A 21,596-nucleotide genomic window follows, 5' to 3' on the forward strand; every position below is an offset into this window, starting at 1 on the left:
GTCCGCGAAACCTCGTTCGAATCCGGGAAACGCAAGGCGTGGTACGACCCCTTGAACCGCCGGACGGCATTTCCGGCCTTCCCGCGACTTTTGTTTCGGCGGATTCAGGGCTTCGTGAATTGGTCCCGAGATGATTGACAAGTGAACTGTGTCCAGAGAGTGGCCCCTTGTGCCACCATGTGCGGCGACCGCACTACCTGGGGGTGGAGATGCTGTACTTCGGTGGGCTGTTCGGAGTGCTGATGCTGGGCCTGACGATCTTCGCCGTCGTGGACGTGATCACGACCGACGAGGGCTCCGTTCGCAATCTGCCGAAGATGATGTGGCTTCTCCTGGTCCTGCTGTTCCCGTTGGTGGGTTCGATCGCGTGGCTCGTCGCGGGCCGTCCGGCGGTGGGGACCGGACGCGCGCGATTCGGAGCGTACGAACGAGGTACTCCCGCATTTCCCGAGTACGACCGGCCGGGACGGTTCGCGGCCACCGATGCTGACGACGATCAGGAGTTCCTGCGCCGCTGCCGTGAGCGCGCGGAGGAACAACGACGCAAGGGACGCGAGAACCAGTGAGGATCGCCCTGCTGTTCTTGGTTTTTCTGCTCGCCGGTTGTGGCGGAAACGCGCAGATGGCGGCACAACCCCCCACCGCTCAACCGTCCACTTCGGACAAACTGGCGCCGGCCGACTTCCAGGCGCGCTGGTGGACCTGGGCTTCCCAGCCCTCGGGCAGCAACCCGGTGTCCGACACCTCCGGGCGCTTCTGCATGCGGGACCAGCCCGTCGAGGTCTGGCTGCTCGCCGGGTCGCTCGGTGAGGCGCCGGTGGAGCGCCAGTGCCGGGTTCCCGCCTCCAAGCCGTTGCTCGCGCCGGTCGTGAACCTCGCGAGCGATGTCGCCTCCTGCGAGACGTTCATGAAGGGCGCGCAGGGCGAGGTGCTGCTGGACGGCTCCACGCAGACGCTCACGAAGGTGTCCGCCACGCCGTTCACCTTCGAGGCCCGCGCGGGCAACCCGTACGGCACCTCGGCCGGGCGGATCAACGCCGTCGGCTGCGGTCTCTACGCGTGGATCCCCGGGCCCGCGTCCGGTGAGCACGAGCTCGTGATCCGCGGGTCGGGGGACGGCAAGCAGGTCGACGTGAGGTACAAGCTCATCGTGGGCGCCGACTAAGGCGGAAAACGGGGTGCGCCGGTCCGGTAACGTGGTGGACGGCGTCCGAGCAGACGTGAGGCTGGAGCCGCTCCCCGGCAGTGAGCGGCATTCTCCGCCGCAGTGTTCAGCAACTCCTGCTCGTCGAAGCGAACTGACCACGTAGACGCGTGACACATGCGTCCTTGTCGGCCGAGCCGGGCGGCGGAAACGAGGACTGCTGTCATGGCACGTCTGTCCACCACGGACCAGCTCGCCGATCTGCGGCGCACCTACACGGGCGAGAACCTGTCCCAGGCGGTCCCGGCCGTCCGCGACGGTGACGCGGTGCTGCCCGACGCCACGACCGAGGCCCAGCGCCAGTTGGAGGCCAAGTTCCTGGTCGCGGGCTGCGCCGCCGCGAGCATGCTCCAGCTGATGCCGCCCGCGAGCATCATCAGGCCCGCCCACGCGTTCCGGACGGTGGAACCGGGCGAGACCCTGCGGCTGCACCTGAGCGACCGGGCTCTGGGTCCGCTGCTGTTCGAACTGCTGCCGCGCACCGAGGGCGGCTTCGGCATGGGTGTCGCCGGTCTCGAGCACCGGCAGTACCGCAGGTCGGCCGAGCTGACCACCGGTGACGCCGGCGTCGTGCTGGCCGGGGTCGACGAGCGGGCGTGGGACCTCGGCATGCGCTACGTGCGCTGGATGCACGAGCACCGCGGCGTCGAGTACACCGAGGGCGGCGGCAACGACGACGAGATCGCGGAATCGGCCACTGGGAGCGCCCTGCTGCGGCGGGTACACCTGTGGCATGACGCCAGCTGGTTGCGAGCACTCCCGATGGGCGGGGCCTGGTTCGTCGAGTGGCCCGGTGGTCCGGCCGAGGACGAGATCAGGCAGAAGCTCGGTCACCCGGACTTCGGGACCACCCGCGACATCACGGTGCGCCGCATCGACGCGCCGGCCGAGGACGTCGAGGAGGGCATGCGGACCTACCCGTGGCCTGAGGAGTTCGTGTCTGCCGTCACGGCTGGTCAGCCCGATCAGCGGCCCGGCCGCCGGTAGACTGCGCTTTCGCCCGCAGGAACGATCGTCAGGAGGACCCCGGTGACCCAGCAGGCTGCCGAGGCCCAGTCCGATGCCACGCGCAAGGCCCCCCGCGTGCTCGTCGCCGAGGACGAGGCCTTGATCCGCCTCGACCTCGTGGAGATGTTGCGCGAAGAGGGCTACGACGTGGCGGGCGAGGCCGCAGATGGTGAAGAGGCCATCAAGCTCGCGACCGAGCTCAATCCCGACCTGGTCATCCTGGACGTCAAGATGCCCAAGGTCGACGGGATCGAGGCGGCGCAGCACATCGCGGGCAACCGGATCGCGCCGGTCGTGATCCTCACCGCGTTCAGCCAGCGCGACCTGGTCGAGCGCGCCCGCGACGCGGGTGCGATGGCCTACCTGGTCAAGCCGTTCGCCAAGCGGGACCTCGTGCCCGCGATCGAGCTGGCGATGAGCCGGTTCAGCGAACTGGCCGCGCTGGAGCAGGAGGTCGCCGGGCTCACCGAGCGACTGGAGACCCGCAAGGTCGTGGAGCGGGCCAAGGGCGTTCTCATGACCAAGCAGGGTCTGAGCGAGCCGGAGGCGTTCCGCTGGGTGCAGCGCACCGCGATGGACCGCCGCACGACGATGAAGGCCGTCGCAGAGGCCGTCATCGAGAACTTCGGCTGATCAGCGTCTGAGTTCGAGCAACACGGAGTCCGTCTGCCGCCCCGGATCCTCGGGGCGCAGGCGGATTTCGACGTTGTGGCTGCCTTTCAGTGAGAGCAGCAGCTCGTGCCGGCCACCAACGCCACCAGGCATCGGCACGGTCGCCGCGAGAGAGTTGTCCACGTACACCTCGAAGCCCGCTATCGGCGCCACAGAGCGTGCGGAGGAGGCGTCGAGGGTGATCACCAGTGACGCGTCGTTCGGGTCCGTAGCGGCGAACTCAGCGGTCATGACGGGCAAAACGGGCGCCGGCTCGCCCGGAGCGTTCTCCAGCTTCACCTGCGACCGGCCCGGCACCTCCAGGTAGCTCTCCAGCACCTGGGCCTGCGACGCGCCGGGCATCCGCAGCACGAACGGCGTCAGCGCGTGCGTCCCGGCTTCTCCGAGCAACTCGGCGGGCACGTCCCCGGCCAGCGTCAACTCGCCGTCCTCTGCCGCCGACCAGCCGCTCACCACCGGCCGCAACGGCAGCTTCGCCGGCCCGAGCTCCGCGACCAGGCCGTTCGGGTCGCCACCGTCGCCGAACCGCACCGTCGTCCGCAATCGCGCTGAAGGTGCCGCACGCAACGGTGCGCGCGCTACGCCGACACTGGGCGCCTCCTCGTCGGGTTCGAGCACGCGCAACGTCCCCGCCACCAGCGGTGTCTCGATCACCTCGTCCACCGGTCCACGCGAGCCGGTGATGCCCACGGCGTCGATCTCCACACGTCCGGGGTAGCTGGGCGGCGGGGTCACGCTGATCAGCACGCTCGCCTCACGCCACTTCGGCACGACCGGCACCGTCGCGATCTGCACGCCATCTTGCACAACGCGCACATCGTTATCTGTCAGCACCGCTTCGAATCGATGCAGAACGCCCGCTCCGCGCGTTCCGGGGGCCGTGGAGTCGTCGACCACGACGCGGATCGCATCAGCAGGAGGTATGGGTCCGAGACGATCGGGGGTTCCGGGGGCCAGGTCGAGCACCAGCTTCCCGCGCGGTCCCGCCGCGTCCGTCACCACGGCCACGCGGCCGAGTTCGCCCGACTCGTTCAGCTGCAGCGGCGTCCGTGCGCGCAACACGGCCGTGTCGTTGCCGCACGGCATGTCGAGCACCAGGCGTCCGCCCGAGCCCGAGCCGGGGTTCACGCACCCCCGCCGCCCGCTCAGGTGGTAGCGGCGTTCCAGCAACGTGTCGTCGAAGTCGTCGACCCAGCCGTTGATCTTCTGTCGCCAGCTGTCGTCGCTCGCGCGTTCTTCGGCCCTGGCCGGCTCGGACCGCTGGCCGAAGGCGTCGACGGCGCGCACCTCGAGCCGTCCTGACCCCGCGACCTCGGGCGACGTGACGAGTTTTCCGGCGACCTCGTAGCCAGCCGCGCCGTCCACGGGAGCCCATTGGACTCGTCCGTCGCTGCTCCAAACGGTGGACGGAGGGCCAGGTCTCGCGGGCTGAGACGAAACCTCGACGAAATCCGCCGTGTACTTAGTTAGGCGAACGGCCTCTGAACTGGGCTTCTTCAAGGCATCATCGGTGGCGCGCAGCACCAGCACCGAGGCGACCAGGGCCGCCACGATGCCGGCCGCGGTGATCACCCGACGACGCGGAGTCATACGTCCACGTTATGGCAGCCGTCCAAAGAGTGAACGAAGGTTACAGGCTGTGAGATTGCTTAAGTAAAACATAACGCCGCGTTGCGTTATGGTCACGAGCCCATTGGCTTTGATGACTGCGGTCACAGTCATCGCCTAGGTTCCGGCCATCCCTCAGGAGAGGGTGATGGAGCGGCGCGCGGAGATCTCGCGTAGCCGGGAGCAGGAATATAGGAGGGACATCACGTGCGTAAGCACTCTGTGAAGTCCGCAGCGATCGTCGGCGCCTCGCTGCTTGTTCTTGCAGCTTGTGGCTCGAACAAGACCGAGGGCGGCGGCACCACCGGGGGCAGCTGCGACACGTCGAAGGGCACTCTGACCGTCGGTGTTGTCGCCCCGTTGTCCGGGAACCTGTCCGCTCTCGGCGTCGGCATCAAGCAGTCCGCCGAGCTCGCCGTGGACGAGGCGAACAAGAAGTGCACGGTCCCGGGCTTCAAGCTGACCGTGTCCGCCCAGGACGACGAGGCCAACCCCGCCAAGGGTGCCCAGGCCGCCACGAAGCTGTCGACCGACCCGAACGTCGTGGGCGTCGTCGGCACGCTGAACTCGTCGGTCGCCCAGACCGTGCAGCCGATCCTGCGGGACAAGAAGATTCCCCAGGTGTCGCCCGCCAACACGAACCCGTCGCTGACCAGGGGCAATGACTTCCTGACGGCCCCGAAGCGGCAGTTCGACAACTACTTCCGCGTCTGCACCACCGACGACCTGCAGGGGCCGTACGCGGCCAACTACCTCGTCGAGAAGGCCGGCAAGAAGAAGATCGCCATCATCACCGACGGCAAGACCTACGGTGAGGGCCTGGCCGCCGAGCTGTCCAAGCAGGTCAGCAAGAAGGGCGGCACGATCGTCGGCTCCGAGAAGGTCGGCGAGAAGGACACCGACTTCTCCGGCGTCATCTCCAAGATCAAGGCTCTGGCCCCGGAAGCCGTCTACTACGGCGGTGAGTACCCGGTCGCCGGCCCGCTGTCGAAGCAGATGGCGAGCGCGGGCCTGAACGTTCCGCTCATGGGCGGCGACGGCATCTTCGACGGCAAGTACATCGAGCTCGGCGGCAAGGAAGGCGACCTCGCCACCTCCGTCGGTGCCCCGACCGAGTCCCTGGCCACGGCCAAGGCCTTCGTCGACGCGTACAAGGCGAAGTTCGGCAAGGAGGACTACGCCGCCTACGGTGCGTTCTCCTACGACGCCGCGAACGCGATCATCGGTGGCCTCGCCAAGACCCTCGAGGGCGGTTCCGCCTGGGACGAGTCGAAGCGTGACGCCATGCTGACCAACGTCGGCGCGTACGCCGGCTCCGGTGCCACTGGCGAGGTCAAGTTCGACCAGTACGGCGACAGCACGAACAAGGTGCTGACCGTCTACCAGGTCACCTCGGCCAAGTGGAAGGACGTTCAGACCGGCACCTTCACCGGCTGACGACTACCGAAAAACTGATTGAGCCACGGCGGGGGCGGGCGTTCTTTGCTCGCCCCCGCCGTCTACGGAGGTAGTCGTGTCAGTCCTGCTCCAACAGCTGGCCAACGGGGTCATTCAGGGTGCGTTGATCGCCCTGATCGCCCTCGGGTACACGATGGTGTACGGCATCATCCAGCTGATCAACTTCGCCCACGGCGAGGTTTTCATGGTGGCCTCGTACGGAGGCCTTGCCACGTTCACGCTTCTTCCTGACGACCTCAAGAAGTCGCCTGCCGTGGCCCTGCCGCTCATGTTCGTCGGCGGTATCGCGGTGGCGGTCCTCGTCGCCGTGATCATGGAACGGTTCGCCTACCGGCCGCTGCGCAACGCACCCCGGCTGGCGCCGCTCATCACAGCGCTCGGCGTGTCCGTGTTCCTGCAGGAGGCTGTGCGCGTCTTCTACCCGAACGCCAAGTCGAACCTGCCGTACCCCAAGGTCTTCCCCGAGGGCAACCTCACGCTCGGCCCGGTGAACATCCCGTGGACCGGTGTGCTGCTCGTCGTCCTCTCGGTCGGTCTCGCGATCGCCCTGCAGACCTACATCAACCGCTCCCGCATGGGCCGCGCGATGCGGGCGACCGCGCAGGACCCCGACACCGCGAAGCTCATGGGTGTCAACCCCGACCGCGTGATCGTGCTGACGTTCATCTTCGGCGCCGTCCTCGCCGGTGTCGCGGGCGTCATGTTCGGCGGCTACCTGAACAACATCAACATCGACATGGGCTTCCAGAACGGCATCTTCGCCTTCACGGCGGCCGTCCTGGGCGGCGTGGGCAGCATCCGCGGCGCGGTCATCGGCGCGTTCATCATCGGTCTGATCAAGACCGTTGCCGGTCAGTACATGCCGGGCGGCACCCAGTACGACTACGTGTGGATCTTCGTCGTGCTGATCCTCGTGCTCGTCTTCCGCCCGCAGGGTCTGTTCGGTGAGCCGGAAAGGGTGCGCGCATGAGTACGGTCGACACTTCTGCGAAGCGCTCCGCGCTCGCACCGTTCGGCAAGCCGTTCGCGGCCGCCGGCGGCGTCCTCGGCATCGTCGCGGCGTTGCTGCCGTGGGTCACGTTCGTCCTCAACGACGGCAACTGGCCGGACAAGTCGACGCTGCAGTTCTTCGACGCCCCGTTCCTCGTCACCGGGTTCCGCTGGCACGTCCTGCTGCTGGGCATCCTCGTCCTGGTCGCGGCGTTCGCGCCGATCCCGTCCAGGGGCCGCGTCATCCGGGCGCTCGGCTGGGGCCTCACCCTCGTCTCCTTCGTCAACTCGGCGTACATCACGGTCAAGGGCGGTGGCCTCGGTGCCATCACGGCCCTCGACGGTGCCACCGCGTTCGGTGGCGTCGTGGGCCTCGTCGCCGGTGTGCTGACGATCCTCGCGGGCTACGGCATCGGCATCGAGCCGGTGGGCGAGTGGAAGTTCAAGATCTCCACTCCGGTCGCGTACCTGGTGCTGCTGCTGTCGTTCGGTGCGGTGCTCTACGCCGTCGCCGCGATGCTGACCACCGGTGGCGTCGGTTCCGCCAACCCGTACGCGGGCGCGATCTTCCTGTCGTTCCTCGGGTTCGCCGCCGGTGTGCTCGGCGCGCTCAGCGGCGTCGGCTACGTCCGCTGGCTCTCGGCACTGTCCGAGCAGCACCGCGTGTTCAGCGTGATCGTGCTGGCGGCGTGCGCGCTGCTGCTGCCGTTCACCGAGGCGGGCAACGAGTACTGGATGACGGTCGCGGCGAACATCGGCATCTACGCCGCCACCGCGATCGGCCTGAACATCGTCGTCGGCCTCGCGGGTCTGCTCGACCTCGGCTACGTGGCGTTCATGGGCATCGGTGCCCTCGTGGCAGCGAACTTCTCCGGTGCCGCCACCGCGTACTTCGGCTTCGACCTGCCGTTCCCCGTCGCCGCCGTGATCGCGGCAGTCGTGGCCGGCATCTTCGGCGCGATCGTCGGTTCGCCGACGCTGCGGGTCCGCGGTGACTACCTGGCGATCGTGACGCTGGCGTTCGGTGAGATCTTCACCCGCTCCGCGCAGAACGACATCGGTGGCTTCACCAACGGATCCAACGCGATCCCCGGTGTTCCGGCGCTGTCGCTGTTCGGCGCGGAGTTCAACAAGTCGATCTCGATCGGCGCGGTGAAGCTCCCCGCGGGTGTCCTCTACTACGTCCTGATCGTGCTGCTCGTCGCGGCGACGATGGCCGTGTTCGCGAACCTCAAGTTCAGCCGCATCGGCCGTGCCTGGATCGCGATCCGCGAGGACGAGGACGCCGCCCGCGCGATGGGCATCCGCACCGGCAAGATGAAGATCCTCGCGTTCCTCATCGGTGCCATGCTCGCGGGTCTCGCGGGCGCGGTGTTCGCGCACAAGAACGGCACCGTCTCGTACGAGTCGTTCAAGTTCCTCGAGTCGGTCACGCTGCTCGCGGCGGTCATCCTCGGCGGCATGGGCTCGATCCCCGGCGCCGTTCTCGGTGCCGCGCTGCTGTTCGTGCTGCCCGAGAAGCTCCGCGACTTCGAGGACTACCGCCTCATGATCTTCGGCCTCGCGCTGATCCTGATCATGCGGTTCCGGCCGGTCGGCCTGATCCCCGATGCGCACAGGCGCGCTGAGATGGTCGAACGCGCCGACGAGAATGCCGAAGAGGCGCATGTGGAGGCGAAGAAAGCATGAGCACTCCGGTGTTGGAGGCGCGTGACGTCTCGATGGTCTTCGGTGGCCTCAAGGCGTTGAAGGGCGTCACCCTGACGCTCGAAGAAGGCAAGATCGTCGGTCTGATCGGTCCGAACGGTGCGGGGAAGACGACGTTCTTCAACTGCCTGACGGGTCTGTACACGCCGACCACGGGCGAGGTGCTGCTCAAGGGCAACGTCCTGCCCGGCGACCCGGCGAAGGTGACGGACGCGGGCGTGGCCCGCACGTTCCAGAACATCCGCCTGTTCCCCAGCATGACCGTGCTGGAGAACGTCATGGTCGGCCGTCACGTGCGGATGAAGCAGGGCCCACTGGCCTCGCTGTTCCACGGCCCGGCCTACCAGCGCGGCGAGAAGGCGGCCCGCGAGCGGTCGCGGGAGCTGCTCGCGTTCGTCGGCCTCAACGGCGTCGATGACGAGCTCTCGCGCAACCTCCCGTACGGCGACCAGCGCCGTCTGGAGATCGCGCGCGCGTTGGCCACGGACCCGGCGGTGCTGCTGCTGGACGAGCCCACCGCGGGTATGAACCCGCAGGAGACGGAAGCGACGCAGCAGCTGATCTTCCGCATCCGCGACACGGGTGTGTCCGTCGTGGTCATCGAGCACGACATCAAGTTCATCTTCGGGCTGTGCGACTCGGTTTCCGTGCTCGTGCAGGGCGAACTGCTCGTCGAGGGCACCCCCGAGGTCGTGCGGGCGGATCCGCGGGTGGTCGAGGCCTACCTCGGCAAGCCGCCGGAGGAAGTCCAGCACGACGTCGAGGCCGCCGCTGCAGCTGAGGAGGAGCAGGCATGACCGCGCTGCTCGAAGTCCGGAATCTCTCGGTCGCCTACGGCGCCATCGAGGCCGTCCGCGACATCTCGTTCACCGTCGAGGCCGGCCAGATCGTGTCGCTGATCGGCTCGAACGGTGCGGGCAAGACCACGACCCTGCGCACCATCTCGGGTCTGCTGCGGCCGAAGTCCGGCGAGGTCCTGTTCCAGGGCAAGCCGATCCACAACGAGCCGGCACACGCGATCCTGGGCATGGGCATCTCGCACTCCCCGGAGGGCCGCCGCCTCTTCCCGCGGATGACCGTGGAGGAGAACCTGCATCTCGGCGCCTACGTCCGCAAGGACGACGGCGTGCAGGCCGACATGCAGCGCGTGTACGACCTCTTCCCCGTGCTGGGGGAGCGCCGCCACAACAAGGCGGGGCTCTTCTCCGGCGGTGAGCAGCAGATGCTGGCCATCGGCCGCGCCATGATGTCGAAGCCCCGGCTGCTGATGCTCGACGAGCCCTCGATGGGTCTCTCGCCGATCATGACGCAGAAGATCTTCGACACCATCAAGGAGCTGCAGTCGCTGGGCACCACCATTCTCCTGGTGGAGCAGAACGCCCTGGCGGCGCTGGCGTTGTCGCACCACGGTTACGTGATCGACCTCGGCAGGACCACTTTGGACGGTCCGGGGCACTCGCTCCTGGCCGACCAGCGGGTGCGCGACGCGTACCTGGGTGAGGCTCACTGAGGTTGGGTTCGCAGGAGCGGGGCGGAGGGATTTTCCCTCCGCCCCGCTTTCGTTCTACGAGCGGTCGAAGCCGGCCAGGATTCGGGGCAAGGCCAGCTTGGCGGCCTTGCCGTGGTTCACGTCCGCGCCCAGGTCCACGAGTGTGCTTCGGGCGTGGTGCCGCTTCAGGCGCTGGTCGCAGTAGGCGGAGGTTTCGAGCAGCGTGTCCTTGTCGCCGGCCGAGGAGTAGATCGTCACCGGGACCGCGGGGCGCCAGTCGCAGTAGCCGTCGGCCTCGCGCAGCTTCGCGCGCAGGACGCCCGTGGGGTGCTTGACCCGGTCCAGGTAGGGCTCGGTCAGGAGTTCCTCCATCGTCGCCGGCAGGTGCCGGAAGATGTCCTCGTTGCGGTGGTCGCCGTCGAAGAGCGCCTCGACCGAAGGGTCGCGGAAGGCCTCGGCGGGGTCGTCGTAGAGGTGGTGCAGGCGGTTCCAGGCCACGGTCCAGTACGCCATGTACGCGACGCCGTTGGTGATCTCGTCGTTCGTCGCCTTCGCGACGAGGAGGCTCGGCTTGAACGGGCCGCCGATGGGAGTGAGGGCGCCCACCTCCAGGCGTGGGTCGGCGCCGTGGTGCAGGGCCTGGCCCAGCGCCATGGCGGCGTGGCCGCCCTGCGAGTGGCCGGTGATCATGACGCGCCGGTCGGGGCGCAAGCCCTTCGACGCGGCGTACTCGCGGGCTGCACGTAAGGCGTCGATCGACGCTGTGACGGTGGACGGGGCGTCCACGTACGGGTGGTGTCCGGGGCCGGTGCCCAGGCCCAGGTAGTCCGGGGCCGTGGTCAGGTAGCCGGCGGAGGCGAAGAGCAGAGTGGCTGCCCGGTCGTTGCCGTCCGCCACCGAGGCGACCGAGCCCCGGTAACCGGTGGTGCCGTGCAGCCAGGTGGTCTGCCGCGGCGTTCGGTCCCCGTTGCGCGGTAAGGCGATCAGCGCACTCGCCGTCGTCGGTTTCCCGAAGGCGTCGATGGTGCGGTACGTGATGCGCTTCGCCTCCACGGCGAAGCGGACGCGCGAGGCGTCCAGGTCGTAGTCCCCCAGGTAGGTGACCAGCTGGTTGGTGTCCATCGTGGACACCGGGACGACGTCGAGGAGGCTGCCGCGGGCCGGGCGGGCGGAGGCGGTGGCCGGGACCGAGGCCGCGACCACCGCACCGCACAGGACTGCCGCTGTCAGTCGAGTCGTGAAGGTCATGCGACCAACGATGTCGGGCTGATCTTGGTCGCACACTGGGGCTCACCGCAGAACCGGGGTGTGGTTTACCCCAGTAGTCAGGCGCCGGGGGGCTTCGGGCGGATGAGGCAGGTGAGGCGGGCGGTGCAGGTGCGCTTGCCCTCCTCGTCGGTCACGACGATCTCGTACGTCGTCGTGCTGCGGCCCAGGTGGATCGGGCGCGCCACGCCGGTGACGGTGCCCTCGCGCGCCGCTCGATGATGGGTGCAGGACAGCTCGAGCCCGACGGCGATGCAGTCGAACTGGGAGGCGTGCATCGCGGACGCGACGGAGCCCAGCTGTTCGGCGAGCACCGCGTTCGCGCCGCCGTGCAGCAGGCCGAACGGCTGGCGGTTGCCCTTGACCGGCATCGTGCCGATCATCTCCTGAACATCCCATTGGGTGATTTCGATGCCCATCCGAACGTGCAACTGCTCGTCGGCGAACTCGATAGGCAGGTCCGGGGTCACGCGGGCTCCAAGGGCTCAAGCAAAACTGTCAGACCCCCACCCTAGACTCGGGCCCGTGACTACCTCAGACGTGAAGCGGCTCCTGCTCATCGACGGTCACTCGATGGCCTACCGAGCGTTCTACGCCCTGCCCGCCGAGAACTTCGTGACGAAGACGGGCCAGGTCACGAACGCCGTGTACGGCTTCACGTCCATGTTGATCAACATCCTGCGCGACGAGAAGCCGACGCACGTCGCGGTGGCGTTCGACGTCTCGCGCAAGACCTTCCGCTCCGAGCAGTACCCCGAGTACAAGGCCGGTCGCTCCAAGACGCCGGACGAGTTCCGCAGTCAGGTCTCCCTGATCAAGGACGTGCTGGCCACGCTGGCCATCCCGACCATGGAGAAGGAGAACTACGAGGCGGACGACATCATCGCGACGCTGACCACGCAGGCCGTGGCGCAGGGCGTCGAGGTGGAGATCGTCACCGGCGACCGCGACGCGTTCCAGCTGGTCAACGACAAGGTCACGGTGCTGTACCCGGTCAAGGGCGTCTCGGAGATGGGCCGCTTCACCCCGGCGTACGTCGAGGAGAAGCACGGCGTGCGCCCGGAGCAGTACGCCGACTACGCGGCGGTGCGAGGCGACTCCTCGGACAACCTGCCGAACACCCCCGGCGTCGGCCCGAAGACGATCATCAAGCTGCTCAACCAGTTCGGCGGCCTCAACGAGCTCGTCGACCGCATCGACGAGGTGCCGGGCAAGGTCGGCGAGGCCCTGCGCGGCAACCTGGCGAACATCATCATGAACCGCCAGCTCACCGAGCTGATCAAGGACGTCGAGCTGCCGTACACGATCGACGGTCTCGAGGCGCAGCAGTGGGACCGCGACGCGGTGCACCGCCTGTTCGACGAGCTGGAGTTCCGCGTCCTGCGCGACCGTCTCTTCCAGACGCTGACGACCGCGGAACCCGAGGCCGAGGAGGGCTTCGAGGTCTCCGGCGGCGCGATCCCCGCGGGCACGCTCGCGAAGTGGCTGGACCAGCACGCCCGCCAGACGCGGGTCGGCGTCGCGCTGCGCATCACCACCGACCTGGAGGGCGTCGCGCTGTGCACGGCCACCGGTGAGGGCGGGTACGTCGCAGTCGAGGAGCTGAACGAGGCCGACGAGCAGGCGCTCGCCGCGTGGCTCGCCGACGAGTCGGTGTCCAAGGCGGGCCACGACCTGAAGCTGCCGTTGCGCCGCGTGCGCGCCCGCGGGTGGAAGCTGCGCGGCCTGTCCTCCGACACGGCGCTGGCCGCCTACCTGGTTCGTCCCGGCCAGCGGTCGTTCGCGCTGGACGACCTGGCGTTGCGCTACCTCAAGCGCGAGCTGCGCGCCGAGGAGTCCGGCGACGGCCAGCTGTCGCTGCTCTCCGACGAGGCCGAGGAAGCCCAGAAGGTCGCCACCAGCACCATCCTGCGCGCGCGTGCCGTCGCCGAGCTCGCCGACCGCCTCGACGAGGAACTGGTCACGATCGGCGGCACCGACCTGCTCGCGAACCTCGAACTGCCGCTGATGAACGTGCTCGACGAGGTCGAGGCCGTCGGCATCGCGATCGACGTCGACCACCTCTCCGAGCTGGAGGCGCACTTCGCGGCCGGCGTGAAGCAGGCGGCGCAGGAGGCGTACTCGGTCATCGGCAAGGAGATCAACCTCGGCAGCCCGAAGCAGCTGCAGACGGTCCTCTTCGACGAGCTGAACATGCCGAAGACGAAGAAGACCAAGACCGGCTACACCACGGACGCGGACGCGCTGCAGAACCTGTTCGAGCAGACCGAGCACCCGTTCCTGCAGCACCTGCTCTCGCACCGCGACGTCACGCGCCTGAAGTCCACTGTGGACGGCCTGCTGAAGTCGGTGGCCGACGACGGCCGCATTCACACGACGTTCCACCAGACGATCGCCGCCACCGGCCGGCTGTCCTCGACGGACCCGAACCTGCAGAACATCCCGATCCGCACGGACGAGGGCCGCCGCATCCGCCAGGCGTTCGTCGTCGGCGAGGGCTACGCGGAGCTCATGACCGCGGACTACAGCCAGATCGAGATGCGGATCATGGCGACGCTGTCGGGCGACGAGGGCCTGATCGCGGCGTTCAACAGCGGCGAGGACCTGCACACCTACGTTGCCTCGCAGGCGTTCTCGATCCCCACCGCCGAGGTGACGGGGGAGATGCGCCGCCGCATCAAGGCGATGTCGTACGGCCTCGCGTACGGCCTGTCGGTGTTCGGTCTGTCGCAGCAGCTGCGCATCCCGACCGAGGAGGCCCGCGAGCAGATGGAGGCGTACTTCTCCCGCTTCGGCGGCGTGCGCGACTACCTCAACGAGATCGTGAAGAAGGCCGGCAAGGACGGCTACACCGAGACGGTGCTGGGCCGCCGCCGTTACCTGCCGGACCTGACGTCGGACAACCGCCAGCGTCGCGAGATGGCCGAGCGCATGGCCCTCAACGCGCCGATCCAGGGCAGCGCCGCGGACATCATCAAGGTGGCCATGCTGGGCGTCTACCGCGCGCTGGAGTCGTCCGGCCTGCGCTCGCGGATGCTGCTGCAGGTCCACGACGAACTGGTGCTGGAGATCGCCGAGGGCGAGCGCGAGGCTGTCGAGGCCCTGGTGCGCGACCAGATGGGCAACGCCTACCAGCTCCTGGTCCCGCTGGAGGTCTCCGTCGGCGTGGGTCGTTCCTGGGACGACGCCGCCCACTAGGGCCCGCAACGCGATCAGCCCGTCCGAGCCGAGTGCTCGGGCGGGTTTTTGTGGTGAGAGCCGAATTCACTCCGGTGGGCCCGACCATGCGCAACGCTCGTGGCTACGCGGCAGAACGGCTGATGGCGCTCTGATTCGCCTGATGCGGGCCGTGGCCGCGTGGTAAGTCAACGGCATGAAGATCCTCGCCGTGGTGCTGCTCCTCGCCGTCGCCGCCTGCACGACCCCCCAGCAGGCCGAGCCGAAGAGTGCAGCGTGGCTCACGGGCAAGCTGACCTTCCGCAAGGTGGAGAGCGTCGCGCCGGCGTCCAAGCCGTCCCCCGGTCACCCCACGCGCCAGAACGAGGTGGGCGACCCGGCCGTCCAAACGGCGCGGGCGACCCGGCAGAGCACGGACGCCACCGTCCGCGAGCTGGCGCTCGGCACGCTGGACTGCGGCGCCCCGGACCCGCTGACCGGCAACGACGACGCGGCCGCCCCGCTGGTGACGTGCGACGCCGACGGGTTCAAGTACGACCTCGGCCCGGTCTTCCTCGACAGTGACCGCATCGGCAAGGCGAAGGCCAGCCCCAGCGAGCACGGCACCGGACACGTGGTGACGGTCGAGTTCGACCCCGAGGGTGCCCGGACGTGGAGCGACTTCACGACCGCCAACGTGGGGAACCAGGTCGCGATCCTGATCAACGGACGGGTGCTCAGCGCCCCGAGCATCCAGTCGCCGATCACCGGTGGCGCCACGCAGATCACCGGCAAGTTCACCGCGGACGAGGCCGACCAGCTCGCGAGGCAGCTGGTCGGCCGATGATCGAGGACTACGGCGAGCGTCGCAGGCAGCAAAGCATTGCGGCGGAACGCCGTGATGCCGAGGTTGAACCGAACCAGCTGAGACGTACGTGTGGTGGGTGTCCGCAGTGAGGGGTGACCCGCGATGTCGTACCAGGTTGGGCTCGATCTCGGATCCGCAGGCACCACCGTCGCCACGGGCAGTGGCGTCACGACCAACAGCCGCCGTCAGCCGACGCAGGCCAGGGAACTCGCGAACGTCCTCGACGACCTCACGCATCGGCACGGGGAGCCGCCGAGCCGCGTCGCGATGACGCATCCCCTGTGCTGGCCGCACGAGCACCTCGAGCAGTTGCGCCAGGACCTCATCCACGAAGGCCGCGCGGACGTGTTGTTCGTGCCCGCGCCGCACGCCGCCGCCATCGCGTTCGACGCTGACGCGCAGATGCCCGAACACAGCACGGTGGCGGTGTTCGACTTCGGTGCCACCGGATGCGACGTCACGGTGCTGCGCAAGCAAGGTGTGCTGTTGCTGACCGGGCAGCCGGAACGCGTCGAGGTCGGCGGTTTCGACCTGGACGAGCTGGTGGCGGAGCACGTGATCGCGAAGATCGGCACGCACAGCCGGGAGCTCGTGCAGAGCTGCGTCGAGGCCAAGGAACTGCTCGGCAGCTATCCGGAGGTGCGGATTCCCTATGTCGCGACGAACGGCGAGGTGCGCGAGGTCCGGCTGAGCCGGCTCGAGTTCGAGGCGGTCATCCGGCCGTCGGTCGAGTTGGTGATCGACGCGCTGGAACGCGTGGCGAGCAGCGCGGGGCTGTGCCTGCCCGACGTCATCCTGCTCGTGGGCGGGTCGTCACGGATTCCGCTGGTGGCCAAGGAGATCGTGGAACGGCTGCACATCCCGGTGATGAGGGCACCGGACGGCGCGGCCGCGACGGGCGCCTACCTCGAAGCCAGGCAGCTGGAACCCGAACCCGGCGAGCAGTCCACCGTCGAGGTGCCCGCGCCGCGGCGGGAAGAGCCGAAGAGGCGGATTCCGACCACGCCGTTCATCGCGGCAGGGTTGCTCGTGCTCGTTCTCGGAGGAGGCTGGTTCGCGCACGACGCGATGAACCAGCCACAGGTGAGGATGGAGAACACCAGCGTGCAGCTCGAACCGCCGGGAACGGCCGAGCTGCCGCGGATCAGCGAGCCAGGGCGCTGATCTCCCGCACCGTCCGGTCGATCTCCTCCGGTGTGTTGAGGATCGACGTGCCGACCCGCGCGTACGGGATCCGGTAGGACGCCGTCGTGATCTGGATCTGCCTGCGCGCCAGCAGTTCCACGACCTCGGGACCGCTGTGGCCGGTGACGTCGAAGCACACCATGCCCGCGGACGTCGCCGGGTCGCGCGGCGTGTGCACGACGACGCCGGGGATCTCGGCCAGCCCGTCGGAGAACCGACCGGACAGCTCGGCGATCCGGGACGCCACGCGGTCGCGGCCGAGGCGTTGGTGGAACCGCACCGCCGCCTGCACCCCGAAGTACTGCTCGAACGCGTGGAAGCCGCCGGGCCCGAGCAACGCCGTCTCGCTGCGGTCGCTCAAGCTCGGCAGCATCGGCACGATCTCGCCTCGCACCTCGGGGTTCACCCACACCATGCCGGTGCCACGCGGTCCGAACAGCCATTTGTGCGTGCCGGCGACGAACACGTCCGCACCCATGCGCGCCGCGTCCTCGTCGACGGCCGCCAGCCCATGCACGCCATCAACGATCAGAAGGCAGCGGTCTTGCGGTGCACGCCCTTTGTTGGCCTCAGCGACGACGGACGCGCACGCTCGCACCGGCATGCGCAGGCCCGTGCTCGACTGCACCCACGTGATGCCGACGGCACGGGTCTGCGGTGTGATCGAGTTCCGCAGCCGCACAGCGATCTCGTCCTCGGTGGCCTTCGCCGGGTTCTCGTAGAGCGTGCCGACCCTGACCTTCGCGCCCACCCGTGCCGCCGCGAGCCTGGCCGCCTGCTGGTGCCACGCGTGGTCCTGGTCGCTGAGCAGCAACTCCTGGTCCGGGCGCAGCTTCAGGCCGCCGTAGACGATCGAGAGCCCCATGGTCGTGTTGGGCACGAACGCGATGTCGTCCGCGGCGCCATCGACGTACTGCCCGAGCGCGACGGCGACCTCCTGCGCCTGCTCGGGCATCAGGTCGTGCGAGTTGGCGTCGAGCCTGCGCTTGAACTCCTCGACCGCGTCCCGCACCTCGCGCGGGTTCGACGCGAGGTAGAAGAGCCCCAGGTTGGTCAGGCCCTGGTCCAGCCGGAACTCGCGCCGCACGGCGGCCCAGTCCACTCCCTGTGCGGCTGACGACGCGGCCGGTGCGACCGCGAGCAGCCCTGCCCCGACGAGGAAGTCACGACGTTCCATGCCTGCCATTGGACACCCGTTCCGGCGCGAACGGCAGGCCGGTGTTCAAGGCCCTCGCACCCACGGCGCACAGCTCGCCGAGCAGGCTCACGCCGATGGACAGCTGCGTCGGCGCGTGGTTGTCGAGCAACAACACGAAGCCGAAGCTCGCGCCGATCGACGTCACCCACACCAGCAACGTCCACGGCGTGTACCGCTGCCACAGGTGGCCCTCGCGCTCGTACAGCTTGATCGTCAGCCCCCGAACCGCACCGAACGCGAAGCCGGCGGCGAGCGGGAGGAGGTAGACCAGGTGGAATTCGTCGACCGCGCGGACGCCGAAGAACAGCAGGAACGCGGGCGGCGCGAGCAGATCTCTGGTGTTGAGCGGTTCTCCCCTGAACCGCCGCACGAGCACGTACAACACACCGGCCGCGATCAGCAGATATGTCATTGCATCCCCCTAGATAGCATGACCATGCTACTTAAACTAGCAGGGCCATGCTACAAAAGGGAGGTGTCGCCGAGAGTCGTGGATCCCGCCGTCCGCCGCCAGGCCGTCGCCGAGGCGGTGTTCCGCGTGGTCGTGCGCGACGGCGTCGAACAGGCCTCGCTGCGCAACGTGGCGGTGGAGGCGGGTCTCGCGATCGGCTCGATCCGGCACTACTTCGACAGCCACGACGAGATGATCGTCTTCGCCGTCGAGGCCCTCATCCAGTCGACGGAGCACCGCGTACTCGCCCACGTGCGGTCGTTGCAGGACCGGAGCGACCCGCGCCGGCCGGCCGAACGAGTGCTCTCCGAGGTACTTCCGCTCGATGGCCGCCGCCGCGACGAAGCGGTGCTGTGGCTGGCCTTCGTCACCGCCGCGCGCACCCGGCCGTCACTCGTGCCGCACGCCGAACGGCTCTACGACGGCCTGCGGTCCCTCTGCCGGCGGGTGCTGACCGTGATGACCGAGGCCGGGAGCATCGCGGCCACGCACGACGTCGACCTGGAGGCCGAACGGCTGGCGTCGCTGCTCAACGGCATCACCGTCGACGGCGTGCTGCATTCGGATCGGATGACGCCGGAGCTCACGGTGTCGTTGCTGCGCAGGCACCTCGACTCGCTGCGGTAGCCTCCGCGATCCACGTCGGCAGCTCGGGCAGGCCGTGCCGCGTCGCTTGACCGGGACAGCTCACTGCTTGGCCGTGACCTGCACGTCGCGCGCGGTCAGTTCGGCGGCGCACTCGGTGCACTCGACCTTCGCCCGCACGCCTCCGCCGCAGTCGCGGTGGTGCAGGTGGAACGTCTCCTCTTCTTCTGGAGCCATCCACTTCTCGCCCCACGTCCGCAGTGCCATCAGCACGGGGTAGAGGTCGCGCCCTTTCTCCGTGAGGCGGTACTCGTGCCGTGTGCGGCCATCCTCGTGATAGGGCACGCGCTTGAGCACGTTCTCCTGCAGCAGCACGTTCAAGCGATCGGTCAGGACGCTCCGTGAGATGTCCATCGTCGCCTGGAAGTCCTCGAAGCGACGGGTGCCCAGGAAGATCTGGCGGAGCAGCAGCAGTGTCCAGCGTTCGCCCAGCAGCGCCGCGGGGCGGCTCAGCGTGCAGGGCATGCTCGCGAAGTTCGAGTACGGCATGAGTCCAGGATATCCCTTGCGTTCGATTTTCGAACTCAGTTACAGTTCGGATTCCGAACTCAGAGGGGTCGATCCTCATGCGCGTCACCGAGCTCAACCGCGACACCGCGCCGGAAGCTGTCGACGCGGTGTTCGAAGGACTGTCCGCACGAAGCCGCTACCTGAGGTTCCACTCGCCGACGCCGCGGCTGACCGCGTCCGCGCGCCGGGTGCTGACCGATGTGGACGGCGAACGGCACGGGGCCGTCTGCGCGATGGTCGGTGGTGACCCGATCGGCATCGCGAGGGTCATAAGGACTGGCGAGTGCGGCGCGGAGATCGCGGTCGCCGTGATCGACCTGTGGCAGCGCCGTGGCGTCGGCCGCCTCCTGCTGGAGGAGCTGACGTCGATCGCGGCCCGGATGGGCGTCGCCGAACTGCACGGCAACGTCCTTCCCGACAACCACGCGATGCTCGCGCTGGTGCGCAAGGTGCTGCCCGGCGTGCGGTTGAACAGGGAGGCCGACACGATCGAACTGAGCTACCCGCTCGCCTGGGTCACCGCCGACATCAGCGACGCCGACCTCGTGCGGAGCTTGCAGGGGATCTAGTCCGGCACGTTCACCGTTGACCGTTCGAGCGGCGCCGGCAAGTCTTTTGAAAGCAGGAAGATGGGACGTTCGACCGGACCAAAACTTCACATCGCCTTGCTACGGTGACCGGCATGAGATCGTGGGGGATGTTGGCGGTCGCCGCGGCGGCCATCACGTTCGGCTCGACGCTGGCCATGCCGGACGTCGCGGTCGCCGCTGCCGAGGGCGGGGTGGTCTGCGGGACGTACGAGACCAACTCCAAGATCACGCGCAGCGAGGTCCTGGCGCGCTCACGGACGTGGATCAGCGCTCGTGTGCCGTACAGCCAGAGCGACTGCTTCGGCAACAAGTACGGCGCCTACCGCACGGACTGCTCCGGCTTCGTCTCGATGGCCTGGGGCCTGCGCATCTCCTACACCACGCACATCCTCGAGCAGGTCGCGCACCGCATCGACTGGGAGGACCTCCGTCCCGGCGACGCGCTCAACGACCGCGAGAACCACGTCGCGCTGTTCATCGGCTGGGCGGACGCGGCCAAGACGCGGCCCATCGTGCGCGAACAGGCCGGGCCGGACGGCAGCAGGCCCGTACAGCGCGTGTGGAGCGCCAGCACCGCTCGCAGGTACGTACCCCTGCGCTACAACAACATCCTCGAAGCCGGCAGCGGCGGCAGCACCGGCAGCGAGACGCCGGTGACGGACAAGCTCGTCGTCAGCGCCGGCCCGCAGATCTCGAACACCGGCCGGCAGCAGCTCGAGATCTTCGCGCGCGCCACCGACGGCACGATCGTCACGAACTTCCACAAGACGAGCCGCTGGAACGGCTGGCAGCAGCTCGGCCCCGAGATCTTCGCCGGCGAGCCGGTCGCGCTGATGAACCCGCAGACGAAGATCGTCGAGGTGTTCGCGCGCGGCACGGACGACAGGATCTACCGCCGCGCCGACGGCAGGTGGCTCGCGCTCGGCGACACGGCCGTCGCCGGTGAGCCCACGCTGTTCTGGAACGACAAGACCAACGCCGTCGAGGTTCTCGCCCGCGGCGCTGACGGCCTCCTGCTCCGCTTCACCGACAAGTGGGCGCCGGTCGGTGACCGCAAGATCGAGGGCGACCCGGCCGTCGCCGACAAGGACGTCTACGCGCGTTCCGCCGACGGCAAGCTCGTGAAGTGGGACGGCAGCACCTGGACCGACCAGGGCGACAAGAAGATCGTCAGCGACCCGAGCGTCGCCGTCGACCAGGTCTTCGTGCGCACCGAGTCCGGCAGCGTCGAGCAGTACGGGACGGGCGTCTGGAAGTCGCTGGGCGGCAAGGGCACCGGCGCGCCGTCGGCGGTCTTCAACTCCACGACCGGGTCCATCGACGTCGTGCAGCTCGGTGAGGGCGGCATCGTCGAGCACTCCCGCGCGACCGACGGCGGCTGGACCCCGTGGGCCAAGCTCGGCACCACCAAGGTCTCCGAGGCGCCGACCGCGATGTACCACGCGCAGACGAAGACCGTCGAGGTCTTCGCCCGCACCGACGACGGCAAGCTGATCCGCCGCTTCTACAAGGAGAAGGCGGGCTGGAGCCAGTGGGCCAAGCTCAGCGACAAGACCGTGTCCTGATCTGAACGGACGAACGGGGCGGTGAC

21 protein-coding genes are annotated in these 21,596 nt (G+C 68.4%); 15 read left to right on the forward strand and 6 right to left on the reverse strand.

Going from position 1 to position 21,596, the window contains the following annotated elements:
- The first annotated feature begins 209 nt into the window (after window positions 1–209).
- The 4 genes from LX88_RS13400 (at window position 210) to LX88_RS13415 (ending at window position 2,845) form a co-directional block, all read left to right on the forward strand.
- Complete coding sequence (locus tag LX88_RS13400; protein ID WP_258948077.1) at window positions 210–566, forward strand: PLDc N-terminal domain-containing protein; 357 nt, start codon at window positions 210–212, stop codon at window positions 564–566.
- 56 nt (window positions 567–622) lie between these two features.
- Window positions 623–1,165 carry a hypothetical protein gene (locus LX88_RS13405; RefSeq protein WP_258948078.1) on the forward strand — a complete coding sequence of 181 codons (543 nt, stop codon included), beginning with the start codon at window positions 623–625 and terminating at the stop codon, window positions 1,163–1,165.
- Window positions 1,166–1,369: 204 nt separating this feature from the next.
- Window positions 1,370–2,191 carry a hypothetical protein gene (locus tag LX88_RS13410; RefSeq protein WP_258948079.1) on the forward strand — a complete coding sequence of 274 codons (822 nt, stop codon included), beginning with the start codon at window positions 1,370–1,372 and terminating at the stop codon, window positions 2,189–2,191.
- Window positions 2,192–2,233: 42 nt separating this feature from the next.
- Entirely contained in the window at window positions 2,234–2,845 is a 612-nt protein-coding gene (locus LX88_RS13415) for an ANTAR domain-containing response regulator (protein WP_090067708.1), read from the forward strand.
- Here the strand turns inward: LX88_RS13415 and LX88_RS13420 are convergent, their stop codons facing one another.
- Window positions 2,846–4,474, reverse strand: a complete 1,629-nt coding sequence (locus LX88_RS13420; protein WP_258948080.1) for a hypothetical protein — start codon at window positions 4,472–4,474, stop codon at window positions 2,846–2,848.
- Window positions 4,475–4,699: 225 nt separating this feature from the next.
- On the opposite strand from LX88_RS13420, the gene LX88_RS13425 reads away from it, so the two are divergent.
- From LX88_RS13425 to LX88_RS13445, 5 genes are all read left to right on the forward strand, one after another.
- Window positions 4,700–5,929, forward strand: coding sequence for a branched-chain amino acid ABC transporter substrate-binding protein (locus tag LX88_RS13425; protein ID WP_258948081.1), 1,230 nt, complete (start codon window positions 4,700–4,702; stop codon window positions 5,927–5,929).
- A 76-nt stretch (window positions 5,930–6,005) separates the two neighbouring features.
- On the forward strand, window positions 6,006–6,920 hold the full coding sequence (locus tag LX88_RS13430) for a branched-chain amino acid ABC transporter permease (RefSeq protein WP_258948082.1): 915 nt from the start codon (window positions 6,006–6,008) through the stop codon (window positions 6,918–6,920).
- Window positions 6,917–8,629, forward strand: coding sequence for a branched-chain amino acid ABC transporter permease (locus LX88_RS13435; protein WP_258948083.1), 1,713 nt, complete (start codon window positions 6,917–6,919; stop codon window positions 8,627–8,629). Before LX88_RS13430 ends, LX88_RS13435 begins: the two co-directional genes overlap by 4 nt.
- The gene (locus tag LX88_RS13440; protein WP_258948084.1) at window positions 8,626–9,444 is read left to right on the forward strand and encodes an ABC transporter ATP-binding protein; all 819 of its coding nucleotides are present in this window, start codon (window positions 8,626–8,628) and stop codon (window positions 9,442–9,444) included. The genes LX88_RS13435 and LX88_RS13440 overlap by 4 nt, the downstream gene beginning before the upstream one ends.
- Window positions 9,441–10,157 (forward strand): ABC transporter ATP-binding protein, encoded by a 717-nt coding sequence (locus tag LX88_RS13445; protein WP_258948085.1) that lies wholly within the window; start codon window positions 9,441–9,443, stop codon window positions 10,155–10,157. Before LX88_RS13440 ends, LX88_RS13445 begins: the two co-directional genes overlap by 4 nt.
- A 54-nt stretch (window positions 10,158–10,211) precedes the next feature.
- Here the strand turns inward: LX88_RS13445 and LX88_RS13450 are convergent, their stop codons facing one another.
- Together LX88_RS13450 and LX88_RS13455 are read right to left on the reverse strand one after the other, a co-directional pair.
- The gene (locus tag LX88_RS13450) at window positions 10,212–11,384 is read right to left on the reverse strand and encodes a lipase family protein (RefSeq protein ID WP_258948086.1); all 1,173 of its coding nucleotides are present in this window, start codon (window positions 11,382–11,384) and stop codon (window positions 10,212–10,214) included.
- Between the two features lie 77 nt (window positions 11,385–11,461).
- On the reverse strand, window positions 11,462–11,821 hold the full coding sequence (locus LX88_RS13455) for a hotdog fold thioesterase (protein WP_258948253.1): 360 nt from the start codon (window positions 11,819–11,821) through the stop codon (window positions 11,462–11,464).
- Here LX88_RS13455 and polA point away from each other — a divergent pair.
- The 3 genes from polA (at window position 11,814) to LX88_RS13470 (ending at window position 16,590) form a co-directional block, all read left to right on the forward strand.
- Entirely contained in the window at window positions 11,814–14,600 is a 2,787-nt protein-coding gene (gene polA, locus LX88_RS13460) for a DNA polymerase I (RefSeq protein WP_372511291.1), read from the forward strand. The two genes, LX88_RS13455 and polA, sit on opposite strands and share 8 nt — an antisense overlap.
- A gap of 175 nt (window positions 14,601–14,775) precedes the next feature.
- Window positions 14,776–15,405 (forward strand): SecDF P1 head subdomain-containing protein, encoded by a 630-nt coding sequence (locus LX88_RS13465; protein WP_258948088.1) that lies wholly within the window; start codon window positions 14,776–14,778, stop codon window positions 15,403–15,405.
- A gap of 123 nt (window positions 15,406–15,528) precedes the next feature.
- On the forward strand, window positions 15,529–16,590 hold the full coding sequence (locus LX88_RS13470) for an Hsp70 family protein (RefSeq protein WP_258948089.1): 1,062 nt from the start codon (window positions 15,529–15,531) through the stop codon (window positions 16,588–16,590).
- Here LX88_RS13470 and LX88_RS13475 read toward each other — a convergent pair.
- Both LX88_RS13475 and LX88_RS13480 read right to left on the reverse strand, forming a co-directional pair.
- Window positions 16,571–17,788, reverse strand: a complete 1,218-nt coding sequence (locus LX88_RS13475; protein ID WP_258948090.1) for an aminotransferase class V-fold PLP-dependent enzyme — start codon at window positions 17,786–17,788, stop codon at window positions 16,571–16,573. The genes LX88_RS13470 and LX88_RS13475 overlap by 20 nt on opposite strands.
- Window positions 17,775–18,221, reverse strand: coding sequence for a DUF1453 domain-containing protein (locus LX88_RS13480; protein WP_258948091.1), 447 nt, complete (start codon window positions 18,219–18,221; stop codon window positions 17,775–17,777). The genes LX88_RS13475 and LX88_RS13480 overlap by 14 nt, the downstream gene beginning before the upstream one ends.
- Window positions 18,222–18,284: 63 nt before the next feature.
- On the opposite strand from LX88_RS13480, the gene LX88_RS13485 reads away from it, so the two are divergent.
- Window positions 18,285–18,887, forward strand: a complete 603-nt coding sequence (locus LX88_RS13485) for a TetR/AcrR family transcriptional regulator (RefSeq protein WP_258948092.1) — start codon at window positions 18,285–18,287, stop codon at window positions 18,885–18,887.
- Window positions 18,888–18,947: 60 nt separating this feature from the next.
- Here the strand turns inward: LX88_RS13485 and LX88_RS13490 are convergent, their stop codons facing one another.
- Window positions 18,948–19,394: a winged helix-turn-helix transcriptional regulator gene (locus LX88_RS13490; protein ID WP_258948093.1), complete on the reverse strand. Its 447-nt coding sequence runs from the start codon at window positions 19,392–19,394 to the stop codon at window positions 18,948–18,950.
- Window positions 19,395–19,471: 77 nt separating this feature from the next.
- Between LX88_RS13490 and LX88_RS13495 the strand changes: the two genes are divergently transcribed.
- Complete coding sequence (locus LX88_RS13495) at window positions 19,472–19,984, forward strand: GNAT family N-acetyltransferase (RefSeq protein WP_258948094.1); 513 nt, start codon at window positions 19,472–19,474, stop codon at window positions 19,982–19,984.
- A gap of 113 nt (window positions 19,985–20,097) precedes the next feature.
- The gene (locus LX88_RS13500; RefSeq protein WP_258948095.1) at window positions 20,098–21,570 is read left to right on the forward strand and encodes a DUF8189 domain-containing protein; all 1,473 of its coding nucleotides are present in this window, start codon (window positions 20,098–20,100) and stop codon (window positions 21,568–21,570) included.
- The last annotated feature ends 26 nt before the right edge of the window (window positions 21,571–21,596 follow it).

Source organism: Lentzea californiensis (assembly GCF_024648825.1).
GTDB classification, from domain to species: Bacteria; Actinomycetota; Actinomycetes; order Mycobacteriales; family Pseudonocardiaceae; genus Lentzea; species Lentzea californiensis.

What these genes read in the sequence shown, in the direction of transcription:
- LX88_RS13400 (WP_258948077.1), top strand. Translation starts at nt 210, where the DNA reads ATGCTGTACTTCGGTGGGCTGTTCGGAGTGCTGATGCTGGGCCTGACG.
- LX88_RS13440 (WP_258948084.1), top strand. Translation starts at nt 8,626, where the DNA reads ATGAGCACTCCGGTGTTGGAGGCGCGTGACGTCTCGATGGTCTTCGGT.
- LX88_RS13480 (WP_258948091.1), bottom strand. Translation starts at nt 18,221, where the DNA reads ATGACATATCTGCTGATCGCGGCCGGTGTGTTGTACGTGCTCGTGCGG.
- LX88_RS13445 (WP_258948085.1), top strand. Translation starts at nt 9,441, where the DNA reads ATGACCGCGCTGCTCGAAGTCCGGAATCTCTCGGTCGCCTACGGCGCC.
- LX88_RS13420 (WP_258948080.1), bottom strand. Translation starts at nt 4,474, where the DNA reads ATGACTCCGCGTCGTCGGGTGATCACCGCGGCCGGCATCGTGGCGGCC.
- LX88_RS13495 (WP_258948094.1), top strand. Translation starts at nt 19,472, where the DNA reads ATGCGCGTCACCGAGCTCAACCGCGACACCGCGCCGGAAGCTGTCGAC.
- LX88_RS13405 (WP_258948078.1), top strand. Translation starts at nt 623, where the DNA reads ATGGCGGCACAACCCCCCACCGCTCAACCGTCCACTTCGGACAAACTG.
- LX88_RS13465 (WP_258948088.1), top strand. Translation starts at nt 14,776, where the DNA reads ATGAAGATCCTCGCCGTGGTGCTGCTCCTCGCCGTCGCCGCCTGCACG.
- LX88_RS13490 (WP_258948093.1), bottom strand. Translation starts at nt 19,394, where the DNA reads ATGCCGTACTCGAACTTCGCGAGCATGCCCTGCACGCTGAGCCGCCCC.
- LX88_RS13435 (WP_258948083.1), top strand. Translation starts at nt 6,917, where the DNA reads ATGAGTACGGTCGACACTTCTGCGAAGCGCTCCGCGCTCGCACCGTTC.
- polA (WP_372511291.1), top strand. Translation starts at nt 11,814, where the DNA reads ATGCCCATCCGAACGTGCAACTGCTCGTCGGCGAACTCGATAGGCAGG.
- LX88_RS13470 (WP_258948089.1), top strand. Translation starts at nt 15,529, where the DNA reads ATGTCGTACCAGGTTGGGCTCGATCTCGGATCCGCAGGCACCACCGTC.
- LX88_RS13475 (WP_258948090.1), bottom strand. Translation starts at nt 17,788, where the DNA reads ATGGAACGTCGTGACTTCCTCGTCGGGGCAGGGCTGCTCGCGGTCGCA.
- LX88_RS13410 (WP_258948079.1), top strand. Translation starts at nt 1,370, where the DNA reads ATGGCACGTCTGTCCACCACGGACCAGCTCGCCGATCTGCGGCGCACC.
- LX88_RS13455 (WP_258948253.1), bottom strand. Translation starts at nt 11,821, where the DNA reads ATGGGCATCGAAATCACCCAATGGGATGTTCAGGAGATGATCGGCACG.
- LX88_RS13500 (WP_258948095.1), top strand. Translation starts at nt 20,098, where the DNA reads ATGAGATCGTGGGGGATGTTGGCGGTCGCCGCGGCGGCCATCACGTTC.
- LX88_RS13450 (WP_258948086.1), bottom strand. Translation starts at nt 11,384, where the DNA reads ATGACCTTCACGACTCGACTGACAGCGGCAGTCCTGTGCGGTGCGGTG.